Source organism: Faecalispora jeddahensis, assembly GCF_000577335.1.
Classification (GTDB): Bacteria; Bacillota; Clostridia; order Oscillospirales; family Acutalibacteraceae; genus Faecalispora; species Faecalispora jeddahensis.
In genome coordinates, this window is record NZ_CBYL010000026.1 from 25,934 (window position 1) to 48,752 (window position 22,819).

The 22,819-nt window shown below is 53.4% G+C and carries 23 protein-coding genes; 7 read left to right on the forward strand and 16 right to left on the reverse strand.

Annotated features, from left to right (window positions below; all coding sequences use genetic code 11):
• Nucleotides 1-72: 72 nt before the first annotated feature.
• A complete protein-coding gene (locus tag TY09_RS10915) occupies nucleotides 73-1,026 on the reverse strand; it encodes an agmatinase (RefSeq protein WP_009065407.1) in 954 nt (317 codons plus the stop codon).
• A 203-nt stretch (nucleotides 1,027-1,229) separates the two neighbouring features.
• Between TY09_RS10915 and TY09_RS10920 the strand changes: the two genes are divergently transcribed.
• The gene (locus TY09_RS10920; protein ID WP_042434221.1) at nucleotides 1,230-1,661 is read left to right on the forward strand and encodes an Lrp/AsnC family transcriptional regulator; all 432 of its coding nucleotides are present in this window, start codon (nucleotides 1,230-1,232) and stop codon (nucleotides 1,659-1,661) included.
• 390 nt (nucleotides 1,662-2,051) lie between these two features.
• Nucleotides 2,052-2,672 carry an ECF transporter S component gene (locus TY09_RS10925; RefSeq protein ID WP_052335607.1) on the forward strand — a complete coding sequence of 207 codons (621 nt, stop codon included), beginning with the start codon at nucleotides 2,052-2,054 and terminating at the stop codon, nucleotides 2,670-2,672.
• Nucleotides 2,673-2,858: 186 nt separating this feature from the next.
• Here TY09_RS10925 and TY09_RS10930 read toward each other — a convergent pair whose 3' ends face one another.
• Nucleotides 2,859-4,013 (reverse strand): GGDEF domain-containing protein, encoded by a 1,155-nt coding sequence (locus TY09_RS10930; RefSeq protein ID WP_042434224.1) that lies wholly within the window; start codon nucleotides 4,011-4,013, stop codon nucleotides 2,859-2,861.
• A gap of 465 nt (nucleotides 4,014-4,478) precedes the next feature.
• Between TY09_RS10930 and TY09_RS10935 the strand changes: the two genes are divergently transcribed.
• A complete protein-coding gene (locus TY09_RS10935) occupies nucleotides 4,479-5,591 on the forward strand; it encodes a M20/M25/M40 family metallo-hydrolase (RefSeq protein ID WP_009065469.1) in 1,113 nt (370 codons plus the stop codon).
• A 13-nt stretch (nucleotides 5,592-5,604) separates the two neighbouring features.
• The gene (locus TY09_RS10940) at nucleotides 5,605-6,225 is read left to right on the forward strand and encodes a peptidase C39 (protein WP_009065411.1); all 621 of its coding nucleotides are present in this window, start codon (nucleotides 5,605-5,607) and stop codon (nucleotides 6,223-6,225) included.
• A gap of 173 nt (nucleotides 6,226-6,398) precedes the next feature.
• On the opposite strand, the gene TY09_RS10945 is transcribed toward TY09_RS10940, so the two are convergent.
• Nucleotides 6,399-7,814, reverse strand: coding sequence for an MATE family efflux transporter (locus tag TY09_RS10945; protein ID WP_009065422.1), 1,416 nt, complete (start codon nucleotides 7,812-7,814; stop codon nucleotides 6,399-6,401).
• 178 nt (nucleotides 7,815-7,992) lie between these two features.
• Between TY09_RS10945 and TY09_RS10950 the strand changes: the two genes are divergently transcribed.
• The gene (locus tag TY09_RS10950; protein WP_009065472.1) at nucleotides 7,993-8,298 is read left to right on the forward strand and encodes a hypothetical protein; all 306 of its coding nucleotides are present in this window, start codon (nucleotides 7,993-7,995) and stop codon (nucleotides 8,296-8,298) included.
• A 138-nt stretch (nucleotides 8,299-8,436) separates the two neighbouring features.
• Here TY09_RS10950 and purD read toward each other — a convergent pair whose 3' ends face one another.
• The 9 genes from purD to TY09_RS10995 form a co-directional block, all read right to left on the reverse strand.
• A complete protein-coding gene (gene purD, locus TY09_RS10955; RefSeq protein WP_042434228.1) occupies nucleotides 8,437-9,708 on the reverse strand; it encodes a phosphoribosylamine--glycine ligase in 1,272 nt (423 codons plus the stop codon).
• A gap of 105 nt (nucleotides 9,709-9,813) precedes the next feature.
• Nucleotides 9,814-10,986, reverse strand: a complete 1,173-nt coding sequence (locus TY09_RS10960) for a phosphoribosylaminoimidazolecarboxamide formyltransferase (RefSeq protein ID WP_042434231.1) — start codon at nucleotides 10,984-10,986, stop codon at nucleotides 9,814-9,816.
• Between the two features lie 15 nt (nucleotides 10,987-11,001).
• The gene (locus TY09_RS10965; RefSeq protein ID WP_042434234.1) at nucleotides 11,002-11,712 is read right to left on the reverse strand and encodes an IMP cyclohydrolase; all 711 of its coding nucleotides are present in this window, start codon (nucleotides 11,710-11,712) and stop codon (nucleotides 11,002-11,004) included.
• Entirely contained in the window at nucleotides 11,709-12,359 is a 651-nt protein-coding gene (gene purN, locus TY09_RS10970; RefSeq protein ID WP_009065400.1) for a phosphoribosylglycinamide formyltransferase, read from the reverse strand. Before purN ends, TY09_RS10965 begins: the two co-directional genes overlap by 4 nt.
• Nucleotides 12,353-13,387, reverse strand: a complete 1,035-nt coding sequence (gene purM / locus TY09_RS10975; protein WP_042434237.1) for a phosphoribosylformylglycinamidine cyclo-ligase — start codon at nucleotides 13,385-13,387, stop codon at nucleotides 12,353-12,355. The genes purN and purM overlap by 7 nt, the downstream gene beginning before the upstream one ends.
• A gap of 21 nt (nucleotides 13,388-13,408) precedes the next feature.
• Nucleotides 13,409-13,915: a 5-(carboxyamino)imidazole ribonucleotide mutase gene (gene purE / locus TY09_RS10980; protein WP_042434239.1), complete on the reverse strand. Its 507-nt coding sequence runs from the start codon at nucleotides 13,913-13,915 to the stop codon at nucleotides 13,409-13,411.
• 436 nt (nucleotides 13,916-14,351) lie between these two features.
• Nucleotides 14,352-15,272, reverse strand: coding sequence for an SPFH domain-containing protein (locus tag TY09_RS10985; protein ID WP_042434242.1), 921 nt, complete (start codon nucleotides 15,270-15,272; stop codon nucleotides 14,352-14,354).
• Between the two features lie 33 nt (nucleotides 15,273-15,305).
• Nucleotides 15,306-15,743 carry an NfeD family protein gene (locus tag TY09_RS10990; RefSeq protein ID WP_042434245.1) on the reverse strand — a complete coding sequence of 146 codons (438 nt, stop codon included), beginning with the start codon at nucleotides 15,741-15,743 and terminating at the stop codon, nucleotides 15,306-15,308.
• A 203-nt stretch (nucleotides 15,744-15,946) separates the two neighbouring features.
• On the reverse strand, nucleotides 15,947-16,915 hold the full coding sequence (locus tag TY09_RS10995) for a LysR family transcriptional regulator (protein ID WP_042434248.1): 969 nt from the start codon (nucleotides 16,913-16,915) through the stop codon (nucleotides 15,947-15,949).
• Between the two features lie 277 nt (nucleotides 16,916-17,192).
• Here TY09_RS10995 and glsA point away from each other — a divergent pair, with 277 nt between their 5' ends.
• Both glsA and TY09_RS11005 read left to right on the forward strand, forming a co-directional pair.
• The gene (gene glsA / locus TY09_RS11000; RefSeq protein WP_411918532.1) at nucleotides 17,193-18,122 is read left to right on the forward strand and encodes a glutaminase A; all 930 of its coding nucleotides are present in this window, start codon (nucleotides 17,193-17,195) and stop codon (nucleotides 18,120-18,122) included.
• A 20-nt stretch (nucleotides 18,123-18,142) separates the two neighbouring features.
• Entirely contained in the window at nucleotides 18,143-19,609 is a 1,467-nt protein-coding gene (locus tag TY09_RS11005) for an alanine/glycine:cation symporter family protein (protein WP_042434251.1), read from the forward strand.
• Nucleotides 19,610-19,813: 204 nt separating this feature from the next.
• On the opposite strand, the gene TY09_RS11010 is transcribed toward TY09_RS11005, so the two are convergent.
• From TY09_RS11010 to TY09_RS11025, 4 genes are all read right to left on the reverse strand, one after another.
• Nucleotides 19,814-20,272, reverse strand: a complete 459-nt coding sequence (locus tag TY09_RS11010; protein WP_042434254.1) for a DUF6773 family protein — start codon at nucleotides 20,270-20,272, stop codon at nucleotides 19,814-19,816.
• Nucleotides 20,259-20,474, reverse strand: a complete 216-nt coding sequence (locus TY09_RS11015) for a helix-turn-helix transcriptional regulator (protein ID WP_042434257.1) — start codon at nucleotides 20,472-20,474, stop codon at nucleotides 20,259-20,261. The genes TY09_RS11010 and TY09_RS11015 overlap by 14 nt, the downstream gene beginning before the upstream one ends.
• Before the next feature lie 299 nt (nucleotides 20,475-20,773).
• Nucleotides 20,774-22,405 carry a chaperonin GroEL gene (groL, locus tag TY09_RS11020; protein WP_042434260.1) on the reverse strand — a complete coding sequence of 544 codons (1,632 nt, stop codon included), beginning with the start codon at nucleotides 22,403-22,405 and terminating at the stop codon, nucleotides 20,774-20,776.
• Between the two features lie 38 nt (nucleotides 22,406-22,443).
• Nucleotides 22,444-22,728 (reverse strand): co-chaperone GroES, encoded by a 285-nt coding sequence (locus tag TY09_RS11025; protein WP_009065964.1) that lies wholly within the window; start codon nucleotides 22,726-22,728, stop codon nucleotides 22,444-22,446.
• Nucleotides 22,729-22,819: the final 91 nt, after the last annotated feature.

Consider the following 22,819-nt stretch of genomic DNA (forward strand, 5'->3'; position numbering starts at 1 on the left):
GGCTGCCTGCTTTCGTTGAGTTATTTTATGGTAATGATAAAAAAGAGGTGTACGCAAAATCATTGGATTAGATCAAGAGTTCTGACGTTGTTCCTTGATCTGGGCCTCAATCTGACCCATGGTGTGCAGCATCATCAATGCGCCGAGACGTACTGTAATTCCGGAGGGGTCAAACGAAGGAGCGATTTCTACCAAATCTGCCGCGACGATACGGCCCATTTTTGCCACCCCGGAAATGATGTCGCACACCTGGTCAAACAGCAGGCCGCCGGGATACGGCGACGCCACGCCGGGCGCAATCGACATATCGAAACCATCAATGTCTACGGTAATATAATAATTTTTCGCCTTGGGAACTCTGGCCAGTACGCCCTCTACCCCCATTTGGTCGGCTTCGCGCGAGGAAATGAGAACGCTGCCATATTTTTTGGCATCATCAAAATCTGTTTTCTTACTGCTGCCGATGCCGCGAAGGCCAATCTGAATCATGGGGCCGATGTGATCCATTTCAGACAAACGGCGCATGGGACTGCCGTTGCCGTAGCGGAGCGGACCGACATGGTCATTCCAGTCTAAATGCGCGTCGAACTGCACTACGCAGATTTCTTCCCCAAGCTCTTCAAGGGCGTTGCCCACCGGCGCGCTGATCGAATGGTCACCGCCGAGTACAATCGGCACCGCGCCGCGTCTGAGAATCCCTCTGACACCGTCTGAAATTGCGTCGAAAGTGTGCTGCGGATCTGCCTGAAGAATATCCGCGTCGCCGCAATCCACAATCTTTAAAGGAGCAGCCAGCCGCTGGCAGTCATGTTCAAAATCGTAATAGCCGGTTTCACCGCGGCTATACTGGGTAGAAGCCTCTCGAATACGGCGAGGCCCAAGGCGCGCGCCGCTCATATACCCTACTGCAAAGTCAACAGGTGCACCTAAAACGGCAATATCGGCGTCCAGTTGCTCCAGATCGGTACAGATGGGATATTTGCCAAACGAGCATATGCCGGTAATTGGAAGATTTAAGCGCTGCATGAAAGTCCCTCCTGTCAAAACTGTATCAACAAATGATTTTTCACGGCCCTTTGCGGGCCTCTTTGAATGTGTATTTATTATAGCATCCGGCCTGGGAATCTGTACAGCGAACTTGTTTTGTGGTATAATCCATTTGCTTACTATTGTTCGGTAAAGTGCGTCTTATGCTTTACAAAATGTTTTTCGCGAGAAGGAGCCGTTCCATGGATCAGACGGATATCAGAATTATGAATATTCTGCAGCAGGACTGCAAGACCCCGATGCGTGAAATCGGGCGTCAGGTGGGTCTGACCGCGCCTGCCGTTTCGGAACGGATTGCCCAGCTGCGCGATTCCGGCGCAATTCGTGCCTTTCGGGCCAAGCTGGATTTTGCGGCAGCCGGTAAAAAGCTGGCGGCTTATATCATGATCAACGTGCCGCCGGACACTTACGCGCGCTTCTGCACCTTTACCAAGGACAACCCGGCCATTACGGAGCATCACCATATTATCGGGCCATACAACGCCCTTTTAAAAATTCATGTCGCCGATTCTGAAGAGCTGGAAAGCCAGCTGTCTGAAATCCGCTCCTTTGGCATGTCGCAGACCGCAGTGGTACTGAAAACCTATTTTGACCAAAAGTCTCTGCCGGAATGACAGCATTCGTATTCTCTGATACACCTGGCGCCAGTCCTCTCAGTAAACCGTGTTTTTACTGAGGAACTGGCGTTTTTTACGCCTAAAGATCATTTATCGGGCGTTCATCCTCTGCCCTTTCAAGCGGAGCTTTACCGCCCATTCTGCAAGCCCGCTTGTCCCGATTAAACTAAAAAATCTACTCTTCTTGTTAAAAATGATAAAATAATTGTCTTTTACACTGTCCTGCGTTACAATAACGTCTGAAAGTCTGTATCTATTGATTTGAGCGCCGTATCTTTTCGAACGACAGCCCGAATAACGGTCTTTCATATAGAAAGCGCGCCATGTGCGCAAAAATTTGTTGCGCCGCATCCACAATAACCGGAGCGGCAGTAAGGAGAGAACAAAATGTCTACAGCCAACACAAAACCCCTTTCGCACACATCCTTTTCCGCGCAGCGACTGACCGTGGTGGGCATGATGATCGCTTTGACAGTGGTGATGCTCAACACCCCCCTGGGCGCGATTACGCTGCCCATGATCCGCATTACCATTGCGCATGTGCCGATTCTCATCACGGCGATTCTGTTCGGCTTATCCGAAGGATTGATGGTGGCTTTTGCCTTTGGTGTCTGCACCCTGCTCATTGCGCTGATCTCGCCGGTCTCGGTTCTGGATCCATTTTTCGTAAACCCGCTGGTTTCGATTCTTCCCCGCGTCATCATCCCGGTGACTACTTATTTCAGCTACCGCGGGCTGCAAAAGCTGCTGCCCCAGTTTAAGGGCAAAGAAACACTCTCTGTGGCAATCAGTTTGGCAATCGGCAACCTGACCAACACCTTTGGCGTATACGCCATGCTATATCTGCTGTATGCTGCTCAGATTTTAGAAAAGACGGGGACTCCTGCGCTGAGCCTGATCATCGGTCTGATCTCCACCTCCACTGCCATCAAATGCGCGGGCATTGTGCTGATCGGCACGCCCATTGTACTGACCCTGCGCAAGGCGCTTCAGCATTTGCAGCGCTGAAAAATTATTTGCGCGAAGCTTTCAAAGAAACGTTCCGTATTCTGGAGCACGGGATACCACGGGAACGCCAACATAAGCCTGTGAAAGAACAGGCAAAGCAGCGGACTGAAAAAGAGCCATGGAGCATAAAATGCCCCATGGCTTTTTTTGCATTATTTTATTTTTGCAGGGGCTGAACCAGCCCAGTTAGTCTTCGTCTTCACACTGGTTCTGCTCCTCATTCTTCTGCTTGTTTAAATACATCAGCCGGTCGATCCGGGTGAGGAAGGAAGAGGCCGTCAAGCCTTCCTTTCGGTCAAAGCAGTCGCAGCCAATCGTCAGCCCGATCTCATAGGGTACAACATTCTGGCGGTTAAATATCTCGATATTCTTATGCAGCCTTTCAAGGATTTCTTTCAGTTCGCAGGAATCCTGAATTTCCATCACCACCACAAACTCATCGCCGCCGTAACGCGAGATAAAATCCTGGCGGCGGAACGTCTGCCGTAAGATCCGGGATACATTCCGCAGCGCCTGATCCCCGCTGTCGTGTCCATACTCATCGTTAATTTTTTTAAAGGAATCCAGATCGATCATCAGGCCGGCCAGCAGGCGGTTATCCCTGGTTTTGACCTTCACGGAGAGGTAATGGTCGAGATACCGGCGGTTATAGAGCCCCGTTAAATAGTCTGTTCTCAGCTGGTCGTTCTGAATATTGATGTACAGCATCAGGATTGACAGCGTGGTACAGGCCCAGATCAAAACGCCCCTGGGCATGAGGAACTGGATCACCGCACCGACGGTCGGAAAAAGCCCAAACAGAAAAAGGCTGGAAAACTCTTTGAAGGTCATACGCTTTCGATTGACAAACAGCAGCAGGCTGGTGGCAATCACATAAATCAGGCAGATGATCATTAAAATGATGATGTATTTGCCGCGATGGTAAGTATTATATTCGTCGAGGACAAAATAAATATTCCCAAAAACACTGACAACGGAGAGCACCAGATTGAATGCCACCGGAATCAGCAAAAAATGCATGTAGCTGCGCATGCGTTTCCGGCTTCCAAAAATATAGAAATCCACATACAGGTACCAAAGCAGGCAGATCACCGGATTGAGGGCATTGTAGGCCACCATCGCCCCCGACGACAGGATGCGGAAAATGCGTCCCGGTCTGCCGTCAATCATCCACATCAGCGTATCCAGAAGCAGCATTGCGGCAACAGCGCAGATGATCGACAAAAAAAGCCGCTGATCCGGAAAATACTGGCGGTCCTGACGGCGTACATTCCGAAAGACAAAAAACAATATGATCAAAGCGTAGCAGTTCAGCTCAATAAATTGAACAATCAGATTCACTGTAACGACGGCTCCTTCCGGATATTTTCCCCCGAGTTCTTCCTTAAGATCATTCGGGACGCGAAAAATCGGCGGGCGGTATCCTCACGGTTCATTTTGATAATAACAGCGAAACCCCAACAATGCAGATAGTGAAATCCATTTTTTTATAATTATTTTACACGGGAACGGCCGCTTTCTTTCTTCTTTTTAAGGCTTGCAAGACGGAGTGCACCGCCCAAGATTTCTTTTTGTCGTTTTCACAGCATCTTCTCATGGATTTGCATCCAACAATATGAAAATTTAGGTTGACAAATTCCTTACTTCACACTATGATTTAAAACATACATGATATATATGAAATTGTTTTTCTTGTCTGGCGGCGATCCGTTTGACAAAAGAGAGAAACATATGAGCGGCTTTGGCCGCGGGTAAACCATCCATCACACAGCGATCCATTTGAGGAGCAGAAAATGAGGTGCAACCATGCTGACAAACAAAGAGCGGTTAATCGAGCAATTCACCAGACTGATTACCATTGACAGCCCCACCCTTGGGGAAAGGCAGATAGCCGACTACCTGAAGAGCGAGCTCACCGCACTGGGCCTGACGGTACAGGAGGACGACGCGGGCGAGCGTCTGGGCGGAACCAGCGGGAATCTGTATGGATTTTTAGAGGGTGACAGCAGCCTGCCGCCTTTGTTGCTGGGGTCACACATGGATACGGTGGAGCCGTCCTCCGGAAAACGGGCCATACTGGAAAACGGCGTTCTGCACAGCGAGGGGAGCACCGTTCTTGGCGCGGATGACTGCTCGGGAATCGCCGCGATCCTGGAAACGCTTCGCGTGATTCAGGAGCAAAAGCTGAATCACCGCCCGGTGGAGGTATTGTTCACGATTGCAGAGGAAATCTACTGCAAGGGCGCGGAACAGTTTGATTTTTCGCGGGTGCGCTCCAAAGAAGCCTACGTTCTCGATTATTCCGGCCCCGCGGGAACAGCGGCCTACCAGGCACCGACGATTCTGTCCTTCACCGCTGTTGTTCACGGGCTGGCGTCGCACGCGGGTTTTGCCCCGCACAAGGGCATCCACGCCGTTCAGGCCGCGGCCAGTGCGGTAGCCGCCCTGAAGCTGGGGCAGATCGACTCGGATACGACGCTGAACATCGGTACGATCCAGGGCGGAAAGGGAAACAATGTCATCCCTGATCTGTGCACAGTCACCGGTGAAATCCGCAGCTATTCCCATGAAACGGCGCTTTCTCTGGCTGAGAAGGTACATAAACAGTTCGAAACTTCCGCGGCGGCATTCGGCGCCACAGTGGAGTTTGAGGAAAAGCTCGGCTGCCGGGCCTACGAAACCCCGAAGGATCACCCCGTGATAGAGCGGTTCCAGCGGGCCTGCCGCGAGATAAACCTGCCCGGAACGCTGGAAAAGACGTTTGGCGGCAGCGATAATAACGTATTTGCCCAAAACGGCATTACGGGGCTTGTCGTGTCGAGCGCGATGTACCAGTGCCATTCACTGGAGGAATACGCCCCCGTAGAAGAAATGATTCAGTTAGCCGAGCTGGCCCGGCTGCTGATTACTCTGGAATGATTGAGAGATATTTATGAAAAATCCGCTGAATTACCAAACAACCGAATACGACTGCGGCCCCACCACGCTGCTCAACGCCATCAGCTATTTGTTCCGGCGGGAGGAAATCCCGCCGGACATCATCAAGCATATTATGCTTTATTGCCTCGATTCCTATAACGGAAAAGGAGAATTTGGGAAAAATGGAACGTCGCGCATGGCGATGATGTTCCTGAGCGACTGGCTGAATCAGTTCGGCAAGGTGAAAAAATTTCCGATCCACTGCGAATATTTGACAGGGCGGGACGTGTGCATCCACCAGAACAGCAAAATTGTCTCCGCCCTGCAGCAGGGCGGAGCGGCTGTGGTGCGGCTGCGTTATGGCTACTGGCACTATGTGCTTTTGACCGCCGCCGATGAAGAGAGCATTTACCTGTTCGACCCATATTACCGGAAAAAGCCGTTCCAGCAGAAGGGGATCGAGATTATTCTGGACATGCCTCTGAGCAGGAACCGCCGGGTCTCGTACGAGCTTTTGAACGGCTCCGGCCGCAGCCCGTATGCGCTTGGCCCCACCGAAACCAGAGAAGCGATTCTGCTGTTTAACACAGAAACGCAGAAAACGCCCGCAAACACCATCGAGTATTTTATCTGACAGAACGGTTGAAAGCGAGAGCAAAAATATACGCTCTCGCTTTTTTAGGTACCAGTCGGACCGAGCTGCCGGATCAGTATGATTCAGCCAATGGAATTCTGCAAGGGATGGGCAAAAGAGCCTTGGTTTCGCAGCACGAAACAAGGCCCTTTTGGATAACAACACTTACGTTTTTATTGATCCCGTGCGTCCGCGGCCAGACGTACCGGCGCAGCGGAAGGGGATTCCGGCATGGTGCGGATGCAGCCACGATACACGTGGCGGAACAGCAGCAGGCTTGCCGCCAGCGAAAAGATCTCCGCAATCGGGAACGCATACCAGACCGAATTCAGAGAGATATGGGCAAGCAGGTGGGCCGCAGGCAGCAGCACGATCATCTGGCGCAGCAGAGAAATCGCAAGGCTGTAAATTCCCTTGCCCAGCGCCTGGAACACCGTGCTGAACGTGATGCCCACCGCAGCCGGCACAAAGCAAAGGCTGATAATCTGCAGTGCCGGAACACCGATCTGCACCATCTCGGGGGAAGCTTCGAAAATCAGAAGCAGGCGAGCGGGCATTACCCAGAACAGAAGAACACCGGCAGCCATGATCAGCGCGCTGACCACAAGGCCGATGCGGATAGCCTGCACCATTCTCGGTTGTTTTTTCGCGCCGTAATTATACCCCAGAATCGGCATCATGCCCTGCATGAGACCGAACACCGGCATAAAGACAAACGACTGCAGCTTGAAATAAATTCCGAACAGCGCCACCGCCGTATCGGTAAAGCGAACCAGAATCAGGTTCATGCCCATTACCATCACCGATGCGATCGACTGCATGATGATGGTGGGGATGCCGACCGCATAAATATCGCGGACAATTTTGAGATCCAGACGGAAACCGCGGAAATTAACTTCGATCTCATGCTTTTTCTTCATCAGAACGGTCAATGATACACACATGGCGATACACTGGGCCAGCACGTTGGCGATCGCCGCGCCGGGCACACCCATGGCGGGAACGCCGAACCAGCCGAAGATGAAGATCGGGTCCAGAATCAGGCTGGTCAAAGCGCCGATCAGCTGAAAGACCATCGGATAGATCATATTGCCGGTCGCCTGCAGCGTCTTTTCTACATTGATTTCGACGAACACGCCGAACGAGAAGATGGAGACGATCTGAACAAACCGGGTCCCGTCCGCAATGACGGTCGGGTCTGTGGAAAAGCCCTCGATAAACTGGCGGGCAAAAAACAGACCGAACAGCGCAAACAGCGCCCAGTTGACAAGACCTAGCAGCAGGCCATGGGTCGCGGCACTGTTGGCCTCTTTTCTGCGGCCCTCCCCTAGGCGGCGCGAAACCAGCGAGTTAATACCGACGCCGGTGCCGACACCAAAGGCCACCAGCAGGGACTGGATCGGAAACGCCAGCGAAACGGCCGTCAAAGCCTCCTGACTGATTTTAGCGACGAAAAAACTGTCAACAATATTGTAAAGGGCCTGCACCATCATCGAGAACATTGCGGGCACAGCCATGCCCGCAATCAACCCGCCGACCGGCGCAGTTCCCATCTTATTTTCTTTGATTTCTGTTTTGATTGTTTCCATGTGTTCACTCCTGAAATGCGTTATGATAAATTTTTGATTCGATTGGGCCCAAAGAAACAAATTTTCCCACTTGTTTTCTTCCCGTAAAGAAAACGGCGGCGGGGATTTTTCTTTACTTCTAGGCCTGTCTATGCTATAATTTTAGTTCACAAAGTATGAATGATGGGAGGTTATCAGTTTGAGTAACGAAAACGGAAAAGAGAATGCCACGAAGTTTCCCACCTACCGCGGAAAGCCCCTTGTGCGCTGCGGCGACGTGATTTATTATGGAAGCATGAAAGACAAATACGTGGTAAAATTGGAAATCAAGAGCAAAAAACGCGTGCTGGATATGGACGTTGCCGACAAGGTCGGCATTCAGTTAATGTATACCAACCCCGACATTCGCGCCCGCAAGCAAATTGTAAAATCCAGCGAAAAGGAAGGGCTGTACCTGGCCATGGATATTGCCGATGCCTGGCTGCAAAGGGCTCTTTCTGAATAACGCAATTCTGATCGTTTTGGTCTATATTGAGAAATCATTTGTTTCTCACACGTTTGAAACCGCCGGGAATGCTCCCGGCGGCTTTTTGTTTCCGTCTTTTAAAGGGGGAGGCCGAACGGCCTGCCCCCTGCTTCGTTGTCAGGCGTTCTGAATTTTCCCGATATCGCGGCGGTAGTGGGCGCCCTCAAAATGGATGCCGGAAACCGCACGATACGCTTTTTCCAGCGCTTCCTCCAGTGTTTCACCCGTAGCGGTCACTCCAAGCACGCGCCCGCCGTTTGTGACGAACTCTTCGCCGCGCAGAGCGGTACCGGCGTGATACACCGTCGCCCCCTGCACCTGGCCGTCTTTGGACAGGCCGCTGATCGCAATGCCTTTCTGGTACTGCGCAGGGTAGCCGCCGGAGGCCATCACCACACAGGCTGCTGCCTGCGATGACCACTGAATCTCCTGCTCCTCCAGACGCTCATCGATGACGGCTTCCATAATATCGAGCAGGTCACTTGTAAGGCGAGGCAAAACCACCTGGGTTTCGGGGTCACCGAAACGGGCGTTGTATTCGATCACGCGCGGACCCTTCGGGGTGAGCATCAGCCCAAAATACAAACAGCCCTTAAATGGCCGGCCCTCGGCATTCATGGCATGGATGGTGGGAAGAAAAATGGTTTCCATGCACACGCGCGCCGTTTCGTCGTCGTAAAACGGATTGGGACTGATGGTTCCCATGCCGCCGGTGTTCGCGCCCTGATCGTTGTCGAGCGCGCGCTTGTGATCTTTGGAGGACACCATGGGGCGCACGCATTTGCCGTCGGTAAACGCCAGAACCGAAACCTCCGGCCCGGTGAGGAACTCTTCGAGCACGATGCGGCTGCCGGATTCGCCGAAGATTTTATCCTCCATCATCGAGCGAACCGCCTGCTCCGCTTCCGCGTAGTCCTGCGCGATCACGACTCCCTTGCCGAGCGCAAGGCCGTCGGCCTTGATGACGACCGGGTAGCTGTTCTCACGGCGGATTTCCGCGAGCGCCGCTTCCGGCTCGGTAAACACCTGGTACCCCGCCGTGGGGATATTGTATTTTTTCATCAGATTTTTGGAAAACACCTTGCTCGCTTCAATCTGCGCCGCAGCCTTGTGCGGGCCGAACGCGCGGATGCCCTCGGCCTCCAGCGCGTCCACCATTCCGGCGGCCAGCGGATCGTCGGGCGCTACGACAACCAGATCGACCCCGTTGCTCTTTGCAAACGCCACCACGCCGGGAATGTCCGCCGCCTTGATGTCTACGCATTCCGCGTCTCGGGCGATGCCGCCGTTGCCGGGCGCACACCAGAGCTTCGTCAGCCGGAAACTTTCTTTCAGCTTGCGCACCAGTGCATGCTCGCGGCCGCCGCTGCCGATTACCAGTACCTTCATATTTTCACACACTCCTGTTGTAAACTCATACGGATTCCCGATCCTCTAAGCGGAAGAGATTTTCTCCCCCGCCTTCCTGCTTCTCGCAGATCAGTACCGGGTTAATTAGTGGTGGAACAAACGCAGACCGGTAAATACCATGGCAATGCCGTACTTGTTGCAGGTATCGATCACATGGTCGTCGCGGATGGAGCCGCCGGGCTGTGCAATAAATGAAACGCCGCTGCGGTGGGCGCGCTCAATGTTGTCCCCAAACGGGAAAAACGCGTCAGAGCCCAGCGAAACGCCGGTGATGCCCGAAAGATAGCGGCGTTTTTCCTCGCGGCTGAGCGGCGCGGGGCATTCGGTAAAGAACTGCTGCCAGACGCCGTCCGCCAGTACCTCTTCCGCGTCGTCGGAAAGGTACACGTCGATGGTGTTGTCGCGGTCGGGGCGGCGGATATCCGCACGGAAGGGCAGGCTGAGTACCTGCGGATGCTGGCGCAGATGCCACAAATCCGCCTTATTGCCCGCAAGGCGGGTGCAGTGGATGCGGGACTGCTGCCCGGCTCCCACACCAATGGCTTGTCCGTCCTTTGCGTAGCAGACGGAATTGGACTGCGTATATTTCAGCGTGATCAGCGCCACCAGAAGATCACGTTTCGCTTCTGCGGAGAATGTTTTGCTGTCGGTGACGAAATTGGTCAGCAGGCTCTCGTCGATCACCGCGCTGTTGCGGCCCTGCTCAAAGGTGATCCCGAACACATCCTTATGCTCTACGGGGGCAGGAACGTACTCCGGATCGATCCGAACCACGCTGTAAGAGCCCTTGCGCTTTGCCCTCAGAATTTCGAGCGCTTCAGCCGAATAGCCGGGCGCAATAATGCCGTCGGACACCTCGCGGGAAATCAGGCGGGCGGTCTGCGCGTCGCATTCGTCGGAGAGCGCAATCCAGTCGCCATAGGAGGACATGCGGTCCGCCCCGCGGGCCCTGGCATAGGCGCACGCCAGCGGGGAGAGCTCGAGATCGTCGACAAAGCAGCTCCTTTGCAGCTCGGGCGACATCGGCACGCCCACCGCCGCACCGGCGGGGCTGACATGCTTAAACGATGCGGCGGCGGGCAGTCCCGTTGCCGCTTTCAGCTCTTTTACCAGCTGCCAGCTGTTCAGCGCGTCCAGAAAATTGATATAGCCGGGCTTGCCGTTCAGCACCGTGACCGGCAGCTCGCCGCCGTCCTGACGAAAAATCCGCGACGGCTTCTGGTTGGGGTTGCAGCCGTATTTCAGCATCAGTTCCATCCTCTGTTCCTCCCCTTACTGATTCTTATTGATGATCCGGGTTTCCGTTTCGCCGGTTGAAAGGCGAATGCGGCGGGTAAACAGCGAAACCCGGTTTTCCGTGTTCAGGGAATCCCAGATCAGCCGGGTAAACTCCTCCAGCTCCTGCGGAACGCTGACGCAGACCGGCTCCCCCTCAAAGGAGGGAAGCGGGCTGCCGTCGCAGCGGTAAGTATGGATCAGGTGCCCCTGCCCCGGCACCGGCGTTTCGTACTCGAAAAACATGCGCTGCACCGAGGAGGGGTTGCCGCCGGCGCTTTTCAAAATCGAAAGGCGGTAGGCAAAGTCGGTGCCCGCGTTCATCCAGCCGGAAACGCGGGGGGTAAAGTTCGGCTCGTCCGGCTCAAAGGTGCGGCTTCTCAGCGCATCCTCAAACGTTTCGCCGCGGCGCAGAAAATCGCGCACCGTATCGGTCTGGTCGCCGTTTGTCACAATCACCTCGGTGCCGACCACGCGCACCGGCGCATAGATGATCAGCGACGGATCGGACAGCTTTGAGGGGTCGAACGCCTGTGTGCGCAGCCCGTCGCCCTCCCGCACAAAAACACGGTTGCGGCTGTTTTCACTGCGTCCCATAATGAAATAGGCAATCAGCGCATACGCGCCGTCGGGCGTTTTCCCGAGCAGAATTCCGCGCCCGGGGTACCCGTTGCCCGCCAGGGCCTGTTCAATCGTTTTGGTTGTCATTCGGCTTCCTCCCGTTGTTCCTTGTTGATTTGCAGCACGCGGTTCCCGGCAACAGAAAGCCGGCCTTCGCAGAACAGAGATACCGCGCGGGGCAGTATTTTCCATTCGGCCTCTTCCATCACCCGCTTCTGCAGCGTTTCCGGCGTGTCGTCGTCGTGGATCTCGACAGCCTGCTGCAGGATGATCGGCCCGCCGTCGCACACCTCGTTGACAAAATGGACGGTTGCGCCCGTCACACGCACACCGCGCAGGAGCGCGGCGCGGTGCACCGCGAGGCCAAAATACCCCTCCCCGCAGAAAGAAGGGATCAAAGACGGATGGATGTTCATCATCCGGTTGCGGTAGCGTGCGATCACTTCATCCCCGATGATCGTCATGAACCCGGCCAGCACCACCAGATCGGCCCCACAGCGCTCTAGGAGCGACAAAAGGGCATGGTCGTAGGCAGTTTGGCTGTCGAATTCTTTGCGGCGCAGAACCTCGCAGGGGATGCCTGCCTGCGCGGCGCGGGTCAGAGCGTACGCATCCGGTCTGCTGGAAATGACGCACGAAAGCCGCCCGCCGGAGAGTTCTCCCCGGCGTTCGGCATCGATCAGAGCCTGCAGGTTGGTTCCCCCGCCGGAAACCAGCACCACAATATTCAGCATAGAACAACGCCCTCCGTGCCCTGCTCCACCTGGCCGATCACGGATACGCGTTCGCCCGTCTCCCGCAGCAGCGCGGCAGCCTTGTCCGCTTCATCCGGGGATACCACGAGACACATGCCAATTCCCATGTTAAAGGTATTGTACATGTCGTGCTCGGGGATATTGCCCACGGACTGCAGCAGGTGGAAAATCGGCAGAGAAGGCAGAGCGGCCTTTTCCAGCTTTGCTGTCAGGCCTTCCTTCATCATGCGCGGCACATTCTCGTAGAAGCCGCCGCCCGTAATGTGAGAAACCGCCTTTACATTGCATTGTTTCATCAGATTCAGAACAGACTTGACATAAATTCTTGTTGGGGTCAGAAGCTCTTCGCCCAGCGTTTTGCCCAGCTCGTCCACATGGCGGCCGACGTTGCCGGAATCCAGACGGAACACCTTGCGCACCAGCGAAAAACCGTTGGAATGTACGCCGGAGGAGCCGAGACCCAAAATCACATCGCCCGGCTGCATCTGGGAGCCGTCGATGATCTTAGAGCGGTCTACCATGCCCACACAGAAACCCGCCAGATCGTACTCGTCCTCGGGATAAAAGCCGGGCATTTCCGCCGTTTCGCCGCCTACCAGAGCACAGCCGGACTGCACGCAGCCCTCCGCCACACCGGCGACGATCTTCTCGATTTTTTCCGGATGGTTCTTGCCTACCGCAAGGTAGTCCAGGAAAAACAGCGGCTGTGCGCCGCCGCAGACCACGTCGTTGACGCACATGGCCACGCAGTCGATGCCGATGGTGTCGTGCTGATCCATCAGAAAGGCCAGGTGCAGCTTTGTGCCGACGCCGTCGGTACCCGAAACGAGAACCGGCTCTTTCATGCCCGAAAGATCGGGACAAAACAGGCCGCCGAAGCCGCCCAGGCCGGACAGCACCCCGGGCGTCGTCGTTCTGGCCACGTGGCTTTTCATGAGTTCTACCGCACGGTATCCGGCGGTGACATCTACCCCCGCCGCTTTATAGCTTTCGCTGAAACTTTTCATACCCTTCCCCCCATTTGACGCTTACAGAGCCTTCACGGCCGACTGAATCGCCTCATCCTTCTTCTCTACTTCATCCGCCATTTTCTGCTTCATCTGCTCGAGCTGATCGGCCAGCGCTTCATCCGTAAGGGAAAGCATCTGAATCGCCAGCAGAGCCGCGTTGTCCGCTCCGTCGATCGCCACGGTGGCAACCGGAACGCCGCTGGGCATCTGCACGGTGGCAAGCAGCGCGTCAAGGCCGTCCAGTGTGGAACACTTGATCGGGATCCCGATGACCGGGAGCGTGGTGTGCGCCGCAAGCACTCCTGCCAGATGCGCCGCCTTGCCGGCCGCGGCAATAATGACGCCGAAACCGTTGGTTCTGGCATTTTTCGCGAACTCCGCAGCCATGAGCGGCGTTCTGTGCGCCGACATCACATGCACCTCTGTCGGTACTTCATATGCTTTGAGCCGCTTAATCGCGGCGGATACAACCGCAAAATCACTGTCACTGCCCATAATAACCGCAACTTTTTTTCCGCTTGACATGAAACAGCACTCCTTTTTCAAATCGTCATTTTGAAGTCTAAACTGCCGGAATTCAATCCATCGAACTTGCGAAATGGATGTTGCGCATCGTCCAATTGTCAAAGACAAATGAAGCGGCGCACTGGAATTTTTCTGATTATAATCACAAAAGGATTATAACTCGCCAGTGATTTTAATCAGAAAACAAAAAGCAGACCGCACCCTTACAGGGTGCAGTCTGCCCAGTTATTCAGAAACCCGGTTCCATCCGGCACATTTATCCAGACTGGTGAAAATCAACAGAACCGATCTCATGCCTTTCCCTCCGGTCTCTCCTGAATAATCCATCCCTTTCAGTTTAGGTTAAAAAGAAGTAAAATGCAATAGACGCCGCTTCAAAAATCATATTTTCGTAAGGTTATCATGAGCTTTCCCTAGGAAATACTGCCTATTTTGTCTATTTTGCGCGGTTCGGTTTTTCACCCTGCGGATCTTCTGTGAAGAGTTCTTTTACAGAAGTTGCAAGACCGGCCAGCCCCTGAATTTCAGACGGAATGATGATCTTGGTGGCCTTGCCGTCGGCGGCCTTTTGGAATGCCTCCAGGCTCTTGAGCGCGATGACGCGGTCACTGGGAGCCGCTTCGTTCAAAAGCTTGAGACTGTCAGCCAGAGCCTGCTGAACAGACATAATGGCCTGCGCCTCGCCCTGGGCCTCCAGAATATGAGACTGCTTCTGCGCGTCGGCCGCCAGAATCGCCGCTTCCTTCTGGCCTTCGGCGATCAGAATTGCGCTGCGCTTCTGGCCTTCCGCGTCCAGAATGATGGCTCGGCGGTCACGCTCGGCCTTCATCTGCTTCTCCATCGAATCCTGAATCGCGGGCGGCGGCAGAATGTTCTTCAGCTCCACGCGGTTGACCTTAATGCCCCAGGCATCGGTCGCTTCATCCAGCACGATACGGATCTTGCTGTTGATGACGTCACGGGACGTCAGGGTGGTATCCAGCTCCAGCTCGCCGATGATGTTACGCAGCGTGGTAGCGCTCAGGTTTTCGATCGCGGAAATGGGGCGCTCTACGCCGTAGGCGTACAGCTTCGGGTCCGTGATCTGAAAATACACAACGGTATCGATCTGCATCGTTACGTTATCTTTCGTAATAACGGGCTGAGGCGGGAAATCGATGACCTGCTCCTTGAGGGATACCTTTTTGGAAATCCGGTCAATAAAAGGGACTTTTACATGCAGACCGGTCTCCCAGGTTGCGTGATAGGCTCCCAGCCGTTCCATAACGTAGGCATGCGCCTGCGGAACGATCTTGATGTTCGTGATGATGACCACCACGACAATCAGGACCAGGATCCATAGAATAATCCATCCCATAGTGAAACCTCCTGTTAAATAAAATACAGTTTTTTAAGATTCGGGCACCACGATCAGCTTAACCCCTTCAATACGCAGCACCAGAACATTATGTCCTGCCGGGATCACAGCTCCGCTGTCGGAACGGGCGGACCAGATACTGCCCATTACCGTCACCTGACCCAGGCCTTTTTCGTTGTCGATTTCTGACGTGACGATACCGACCTTGCCGACATAGCGGCCGGCATTCGTTTCTTCCCGTTTGACTTTCAGGGCTTTTTTGATCAGCGGACGGGTCAACGCCAGCGAAAGCGTCGTAACCACCGCAAACGTCCCTGTCTGAATCCAAATCGGCGCACCCAAAAGATTCGCGATCAGCGCCGCAATGCCGCCAACCACCATCCAGATGGATACCAGCTGCACGGTCACGGCTTCCAGAATTGCCGCTCCGACAATCACTGCCAGCCACACAAAAGGATAATAAGCCTCCATCGTTTCACACCTCCCGAACAGAGTACTGAACTGTATCACAATGCTATGACTTTAGTTTACCATAAATGCGCATTGAAAGCAAATTTCAGTATTGAAACTATTCGGCAAATCCATTAAAAACTGTTTCCTTTTCTGTAAAAATTTAGCTTTTGTTTTCATTCCTTTTTTATACCTGCAAATGGATAAATCTTGCTGTTTCCGTTTTAATCTGCCGCCAGCCCGCTGCGCACCGTTTGATTCTCGCGCATTTGCAGCTGGCGGTAGCTTTCTGTCACCTCGTCGATAAACTCCCGCTCCGCATCTGAGAGCTTCCCGTTCCGCTTGGTCACGATCCCGAACAGGATATGCTCCGAACAGTTCATCAGGGGAACCGAAACGACCCCATACAGGGAATTCTGCCCCGAAAATTCCGAAATTCCAATCGTAAAGAAGCCGCCGGTCGAAATCAGGTTCATCTGCTCGGCGCGGTCGCTGACATACACGATCCGGGAGGAATCATTCAAATCCAGATGAAGATTTTCGGCAGTGATATGGTAGATAAAATCCTCAAACTGCCCTATGTATCTGACAAACCCGTAATTCTTCAGCTCTGAAATATCAATGCCGCTGCTGCCGTTGAGCAGCTGGTGGTCGCTGGACAGGCACACATACGGCAAAAAGGTAGCCAGCGGGCGGAACTCCAGCTCCTTATCGGAAAAAAGCTTCTGCATGATATTCGATTCCTGAGACGCAAAATGGATCACCCCCACATTTGCGCTGCCGCTGATCACGTCGTCTATCACATTCATCGTGGAATCCTCGTTGAGACGGTAGGAATAATTTTCCAGATTCCAGTGCCGGCAGCACACCCGGTTAAAGCACTCCGCCGTATGCGAAAATTTCGTCATAGAAATACTCATTACACTTTTACCGGCCTGTATCTCGCTGCTGAACTGCTTTAGATTTTCGATTTCCCGCAGAATGACCTCACAGTGCTTCAAATATTTTTTTCCGTTTTTCGTCAGCACGCAGCCCTGCTTCGTGCGCTGAAACAGCTCGAACCCCGCCTCCTCCTCCACCTCTTTGATGATGTGGCTCAGATGAGGCTGAGAAATGTACATCACCTTGGCCGCCTGATTAATCGACCCATAATCCGCGACGGCCTGAAAGTATTTCAAATACTTGATCTCCAACAAAAGCTCCTCCTTTACAGTCTATCCCCCAAGCATAGAAAAACCGATTGTTTTCCTACTATTATTTATCATATTTGGAAAAATTTGTAAAGTGTCCGCCCGGATTTGTACTATCTTACCGCGCATGGGAACGCTTTATGTCCACCCTCTTATATGGATTCGCGATAAGCATTATCACCAAAACGAATTACCCGGTTTGTTAGATTTGTGGTACTATGATACTATTCCATAAAAAATATCGCATCCAAGGGGTAATTTTATGATGATGCCACAAGACATTGACCTTATGTTACAGGACGCTTTGCTCTGCGGCAGAAGCTTTCTTTCCCGCGGTAAGGTTGCCGACTATATTCCCGAGCTGGCCAAGGCCGACCCTTCGCATCTGGGAATCAGCCTGATCCTGCCGGACGGCACCACCTTCCATGCGGGCAGCTGGAACGTCCCGTTTACGATGCAGAGCATCGCAAAAACCTTTTCGCTGATTCTGGCCCTGGAGACGGTCGGCTATGAAAAGGTATTCAGCAAGGTGGGAATGGAGCCTACCGGCGACTGCTTTGACAGCATCGTGCAGCTCGAATCCAAGCAGCTTCCCCCGTTCAATCCCATGATCAACGCCGGTGCGATCGTCACCGTCAGCTGCATCGATCTGCCCGATCCCTTTGAGGCGTTTCTCGATCTGGTGCGCCGTCTTTGCTTTCACGACACCATCCGCCTGAATGAACAGGTCTACCTTTCGGAAAAGCGCTCAGGGCTGCGCAACCGCTCGATTGCCTACCTGCTGCAAAGCGACCACATTCTGGAGGGCGACCCCGAGCAGATATTGGACCGGTATTTCCGGATGTGCTCGGTGGAGGTAACGACGGAGGACCTGGCCCGTTACGCGCTGATTCTGGCCAACGACGGCCTGGACCCCGTTACCGGCAGGCAAATGATCGAAGAATGGATTGTGCGCATTGTAAAAACGCTGATGCTGACCTGCGGCATGTACGACGAATCCGGTGAATTTGCGGTAAAGGCTGGAATCCCATCCAAAAGCGGAGTAGGAGGTGGAATTGTAGCGGCGGCAGAACAAGGGATGGGAATCGCCACCTATGGCCCGGTTCTGAACAAGAAGGGCAACAGCATCGGCGGGATTCATATGCTGGAATATTTGTCCGGCAAGCTAAACCTGCATTCCTTTGCAACCAAAACTTGCACTGCGGTGTAAACAAAAAAGGGGTAACATGTATGAGTGTATTTGCGGATCACCTCAATCAGATTCTGAACGCGACAAACGGCTTTCTTTACGGCAGCGTACTGCTGGTGCTGCTGCTGTTTACGGGCATCTACTTTTCCATACGCACACGCATCGTTCAGTTCCGAATGGCCAGGGAGGGAATTCGGCTTCTGTTTCAGGACAACGACAACAAAGAGTCTGTTTCCGGCTTTCAGGCCCTGATGGTCTCGTGTGCCTCCCGTTTGGGCGTGGGCAACATTACCGGCGTGGCCTCGGCCATTATTCTGGGCGGCCCCGGCGCGATTTTCTGGATGTGGATGACGGCGGCGCTGGGCGGCGCTTCCGCCTTTGTGGAAAGCACGCTGGCGCAGCTTTACAAGGTAAAAACTCCCGATGGTGGCTTTCAGGGCGGCCCCTCGTACTATCTGGTGAAAATATTCAAACGCCGCTGGGTGGGCGTTGTGTTCGCCTTGTCTTTGATCATTACATTCTCCTACGGCTTTCAGATGCTGCAGGCCAATGCGGTAACCGCTTCTTTACAGCGGAACTTCGGGGACTCCCCCTGGGTCGCTTACGGTACCGCAGTCATTATGACCATTCTGACCGCTTACGCGGTTTTCGGCGGACAAAAAATCATCGCGAAGGTTTCCGAGGTGATCGTTCCTTTTATGGCGATCGGCTTTCTGCTGGTCAGCCTGGCGGTCATCGCTTTGAATGTACAAAGACTGCCCCATGTGTTCGGTCAGATTTTTTCGATGGCGTTCAATTTTGAATCCGTTTCCGGTGGCTTTTCCGGCACCGCGATTTCGATCGGCCTGCGCCGCGGCCTGTATTCCAACGAAGCCGGCATGGGCAGCGCGCCCAACGCAGCCGGTACGGTGGATGACACCCATCCCGCAAAGCAGGGGCTGGTTCAGATGCTCGCGGTTCATATCGACACGCTGATCCTATGCACGGCGACCGCTCTGCTGATTCTCTGCCCAGGCGTCTCCTGGGAAGGGAAAGACGGAGGCTACGCCATGCCTCTGGTTCAGGCGGCGGTGGAATCTCAATTCGGCGCCTTTGGCCTATGGTTCGTTTCCATTTCCGTTTTCTTCTTTGCCTTCGGCACCATTATCGGAAATGTGTATTATGTGGAAACCAATGTGTATTATATCTGGCACCGCGCGCCTTCCAGGCTGTTCCGCCTGAGCATCGTGGCGGCCGTGTGCATCGGCTGCCTGATGACTGCCGAGCTGGCCTGGAACTTGGCGGACTTTACCATGGCGATTATGGTACTGCTGAACTTCCCTGCACTGATGATTCTGGCCAACACCGCCATCAAGGTTCTAAAGGACTACGAGGCACAGAAAAGGCAGGGCAAAGAAAAAATCTACTTCTACGCACCCAGCATCGGAATCCACGACACCGACTGCTGGAATGTCAACAGAGAATCCGAGCCACAGGTGGTTCCTGCCGAAACGGCTGTTAAGAAATAACCGGCACCGGATTTCCGGTTTAAAAATTGCTAATACCTCTCTCTTGTACAATATAAATTTGGCAGGCGGCAAGGGCTCTTCGGAGCCCTTGCCGCCATTTTCCGCCTGTTTCAATTTTCGTTTTGCCGGAACACCGGGAGAGATGCAAATAGAAAGATCATCCTACTGGGGAATCGAAAGCTTTCCGCGTCATGCTTTTTCTATTTAATCATCACTGTCATTTTTATCATTTCTCTTCCTTATGATAGCTGCAATGAGCGAGAGGAGCAGACCAACGACCGAAACAAGAAAGAGAATCAGTGCAGAATGCTCATTTGCGGCTTGCGCAAAAAACGGCGCCGATGAGTTTTTAAAAAAGAAGAAAACGGCTGCTGCAAGCGCGACCGAACAGCCGATCGCGATCAGCAGGGACGCAACGGTTTTCTTACTGTCCGCTTTTGGGGGCAGATACGCGTTTGCCGCGATTGTTCTAACAAGGTAAATGCTCATGCTGAGAATGATAATCACCATGCTGTTCACGGGATATTCCAGCCAGCGAATCCCCATCCCATAAAGGCCCGCATCCAATAAAAGAAGATAGAACGTCAAAAGAAACATTTGATTGCCGATATGGTTACGTCTTTCGGTCTGCATTTCATCCAGAGCACTTTTATTGATTTTCATATTCGTTACCCTCCCAAAAAAGCTGATCCAAAGTTTTGTCCAGAACTTTGCAAATGGCAATGCACAGGTTGATCGAGGGATTATAGTCGCCTTTCTCAATTGCATTCATTGTTTGTCGAGCGACCCCAACAGCATCGGCCAAATCTTTTTGTGTCATATCCTTTGCGGCCCGCGCAGCCTTGATTCGTAAATTCTTCCCCATCATTGCCACCTCCTGCAGCATATAGTATCATATCAGCGTCATAAAGTCAAATATACATGACAAAAAACTTTATATATACGACTATTCTATCAATTCTTTTCAATGACGCAAAACCGTCCCGCTGATGCGGACGAGGTTGTTTCTTGCTTTTTTCTTCAACAATTCAATATCAAAAGCCGATGTCACGTCACAAAGCGGAGCGCAGCTCTTTCTTTGGCAGTTGTGACAGAGAAAGGTTTTTCCGCATAAAAAAAGCGATGCTGAAACCAGCATCGCTTTTTTTCAAATGTGTTTTAGGCTTAATACATGCCGCCCATGCCGCCATCTGCGGGCATTGCGGGAGCAGCCACCGGCTCCTTCTTATCCGCAACCAGAGATTCGGTGGTCAGAATCATGGCCGCGATGGAAGCGGCGTTCTGCAGCGCAGAACGGGATACCTTGGTAGGATCAACAATACCTGCATTGATCATATCGCCGTACTCCTGCGTCAGCGCGTTAAAGCCATAGCCGACCTTGTTTTCTTTCTTCAGGTTTTCAACAATAACGGAGCCTTCGAGGCCCGCGTTCACGGCAATCTGACGCACGGGTTCTTCCAGAGCTTTCAGAACGATCTGCACGCCGGTCTTTTCATCGCCTTCCGTGCTTTCCAGCAGCTTCTCCGCCGCGGGAATCGCGTTGATGAACGCAACGCCGCCGCCGGCCACGATGCCCTCTTCCACAGCAGCCTTGGTTGCCGCCAGAGCATCTTCAATGCGCAGCTTCTTCTCTTTCATTTCCACTTCGGTAGCGGCGCCGACCTTGATGACCGCAACACCGCCGGCGAGCTTCGCCAGGCGCTCCTGCAGCTTCTCACGGTCGAAGTCGGAGGTAGTAGTTTCGAGCTGAGCGCGAATCTGAGCCACTCTGTCCTTGATTTCATCGGAGTTACCGGCACCGTCTACGATGATGGTGTTCTCTTTGTCTACCTTTACCTGACGGGCACGGCCCAACTGAGCAATCGTGGTGTCCTTCAGCTCCAGGCCGAGCTCTTCAGAGATCACCTGGCCGCCGGTCAGAACCGCGATGTCGCGCAGCATCTCTTTTCTTCTGTCGCCAAAGCCGGGAGCCTTTACGCCAACGCAGGTAAAGGTGCCGCGCAGCTTGTTGAGGATCAGGGTGGTCAGAGCCTCGCCCTCGATGTCCTCAGCGATCATCACGAGCTTCTTGCCGGACTGTACGATGCTCTCGAGCAGGGGCAGAATCTCCTGAATATTGGAAATCTTCTTATCGGTAATGAGGATATAGGCGTCGTCGATCACGGCCTCCATCTTATTGGTATCAGTTACCATATAAGGGGTGATATAGCCGCGGTCAAACTGCATGCCTTCTACAACCTCGGAGTATGTCTCGGCAGTCTTGGACTCTTCCACGGTGATTACGCCGTCGGAGCTGACCTTTTCCATCGCTTCCGCGATCAGCTTGCCGATGAATTCATCCGCAGAGGAAACGGTAGCGACTCTCGCGATATCGTCGGAGCCGGAAACCTTTTTGGAATTGTCGATGATCGCTTTGACAGCAGCGTCAACCGCTTTCTGCATTCCCTTGCGCAGGATCATGGGGTTAGCGCCTGCAGCCAGATTCTTCATGCCCTCGCGGACCAGAGCCTGTGCCAGCAGAGTGGCGGTGGTGGTGCCGTCGCCGGCCACGTCGTTGGTTTTGATCGCAACCTCTTTGACGAGCTGTGCGCCCATGTTCTCAAAGGCATCCTCGAGCTCGATCTCTTTGGCGATGGTCACGCCGTCGTTGGTGATCAGCGGAGCGCCGAACTTCTTATCGAGCACCACGTTGCGGCCTTTCGGGCCCAGGGTAATCTTAACGGTATCGGCCAGCTGGTTTACGCCGCTCATCAGAGCTTTTCTGGCTTCCACGTCGAAAATAATCTGCTTTGCCATACTGCATTCCTCCTAAATTTCTGAATCAAAATGAAAAATCATTCCACAACAGCAAGAATATCCGACTGCCGTACAATGGTGTACTCTTCGCCGTCGATCTTCACTTCTGTTCCGGCATATTTGCTGCTGATGACCTTATCGCCCACCTTTACGTACATGGTAACCTCTTTGCCGTCTACCATACCGCCGGGGCCGACCGCGATAACAGACGCGATCTGGGGCTTCTCTTTTGCGGAACCGGCCAGCAGGATACCGCTCTTTGTGGTTTCCTCTGCCTCTTCCATTTTAATCAGAACTCTGTCGGAAAGTGGTTTGATCGTCATTTCCTATTTCCTCCTTATAAAAAATCAAATGATTGATTTGGTTTAGCACTCAATATCCTCGAGTGCTAAGACTTATTTTAGCCGCTGGACA

Excerpts from the sequence above, each read along its gene's own strand:
- TY09_RS11025 (WP_009065964.1), bottom strand. The coding sequence starts at position 22,728 with ATGACGATCAAACCACTTTCCGACAGAGTTCTGATTAAAATGGAAGAG.
- TY09_RS11015 (WP_042434257.1), bottom strand. The coding sequence starts at position 20,474 with ATGGGGAAGAATTTACGAATCAAGGCTGCGCGGGCCGCAAAGGATATG.
- purN (WP_009065400.1), bottom strand. The coding sequence starts at position 12,359 with ATGCTGAATATTGTGGTGCTGGTTTCCGGCGGGGGAACCAACCTGCAG.
- TY09_RS10940 (WP_009065411.1), top strand. The coding sequence starts at position 5,605 with ATGAAAAATCCGCTGAATTACCAAACAACCGAATACGACTGCGGCCCC.
- purE (WP_042434239.1), bottom strand. The coding sequence starts at position 13,915 with ATGTCAAGCGGAAAAAAAGTTGCGGTTATTATGGGCAGTGACAGTGAT.
- purM (WP_042434237.1), bottom strand. The coding sequence starts at position 13,387 with ATGAAAAGTTTCAGCGAAAGCTATAAAGCGGCGGGGGTAGATGTCACC.
- TY09_RS10925 (WP_052335607.1), top strand. The coding sequence starts at position 2,052 with ATGTCTACAGCCAACACAAAACCCCTTTCGCACACATCCTTTTCCGCG.
- TY09_RS10920 (WP_042434221.1), top strand. The coding sequence starts at position 1,230 with ATGGATCAGACGGATATCAGAATTATGAATATTCTGCAGCAGGACTGC.
- TY09_RS10960 (WP_042434231.1), bottom strand. The coding sequence starts at position 10,986 with ATGGAACTGATGCTGAAATACGGCTGCAACCCCAACCAGAAGCCGTCG.
- TY09_RS10965 (WP_042434234.1), bottom strand. The coding sequence starts at position 11,712 with ATGACAACCAAAACGATTGAACAGGCCCTGGCGGGCAACGGGTACCCC.
- TY09_RS10990 (WP_042434245.1), bottom strand. The coding sequence starts at position 15,743 with ATGGAGGCTTATTATCCTTTTGTGTGGCTGGCAGTGATTGTCGGAGCG.
- TY09_RS10915 (WP_009065407.1), bottom strand. The coding sequence starts at position 1,026 with ATGCAGCGCTTAAATCTTCCAATTACCGGCATATGCTCGTTTGGCAAA.
- TY09_RS10985 (WP_042434242.1), bottom strand. The coding sequence starts at position 15,272 with ATGGGATGGATTATTCTATGGATCCTGGTCCTGATTGTCGTGGTGGTC.
- TY09_RS10935 (WP_009065469.1), top strand. The coding sequence starts at position 4,479 with ATGCTGACAAACAAAGAGCGGTTAATCGAGCAATTCACCAGACTGATT.
- TY09_RS11005 (WP_042434251.1), top strand. The coding sequence starts at position 18,143 with ATGAGTGTATTTGCGGATCACCTCAATCAGATTCTGAACGCGACAAAC.
- purD (WP_042434228.1), bottom strand. The coding sequence starts at position 9,708 with ATGAAGGTACTGGTAATCGGCAGCGGCGGCCGCGAGCATGCACTGGTG.
- TY09_RS11010 (WP_042434254.1), bottom strand. The coding sequence starts at position 20,272 with ATGAAAATCAATAAAAGTGCTCTGGATGAAATGCAGACCGAAAGACGT.
- groL (WP_042434260.1), bottom strand. The coding sequence starts at position 22,405 with ATGGCAAAGCAGATTATTTTCGACGTGGAAGCCAGAAAAGCTCTGATG.
- TY09_RS10945 (WP_009065422.1), bottom strand. The coding sequence starts at position 7,814 with ATGGAAACAATCAAAACAGAAATCAAAGAAAATAAGATGGGAACTGCG.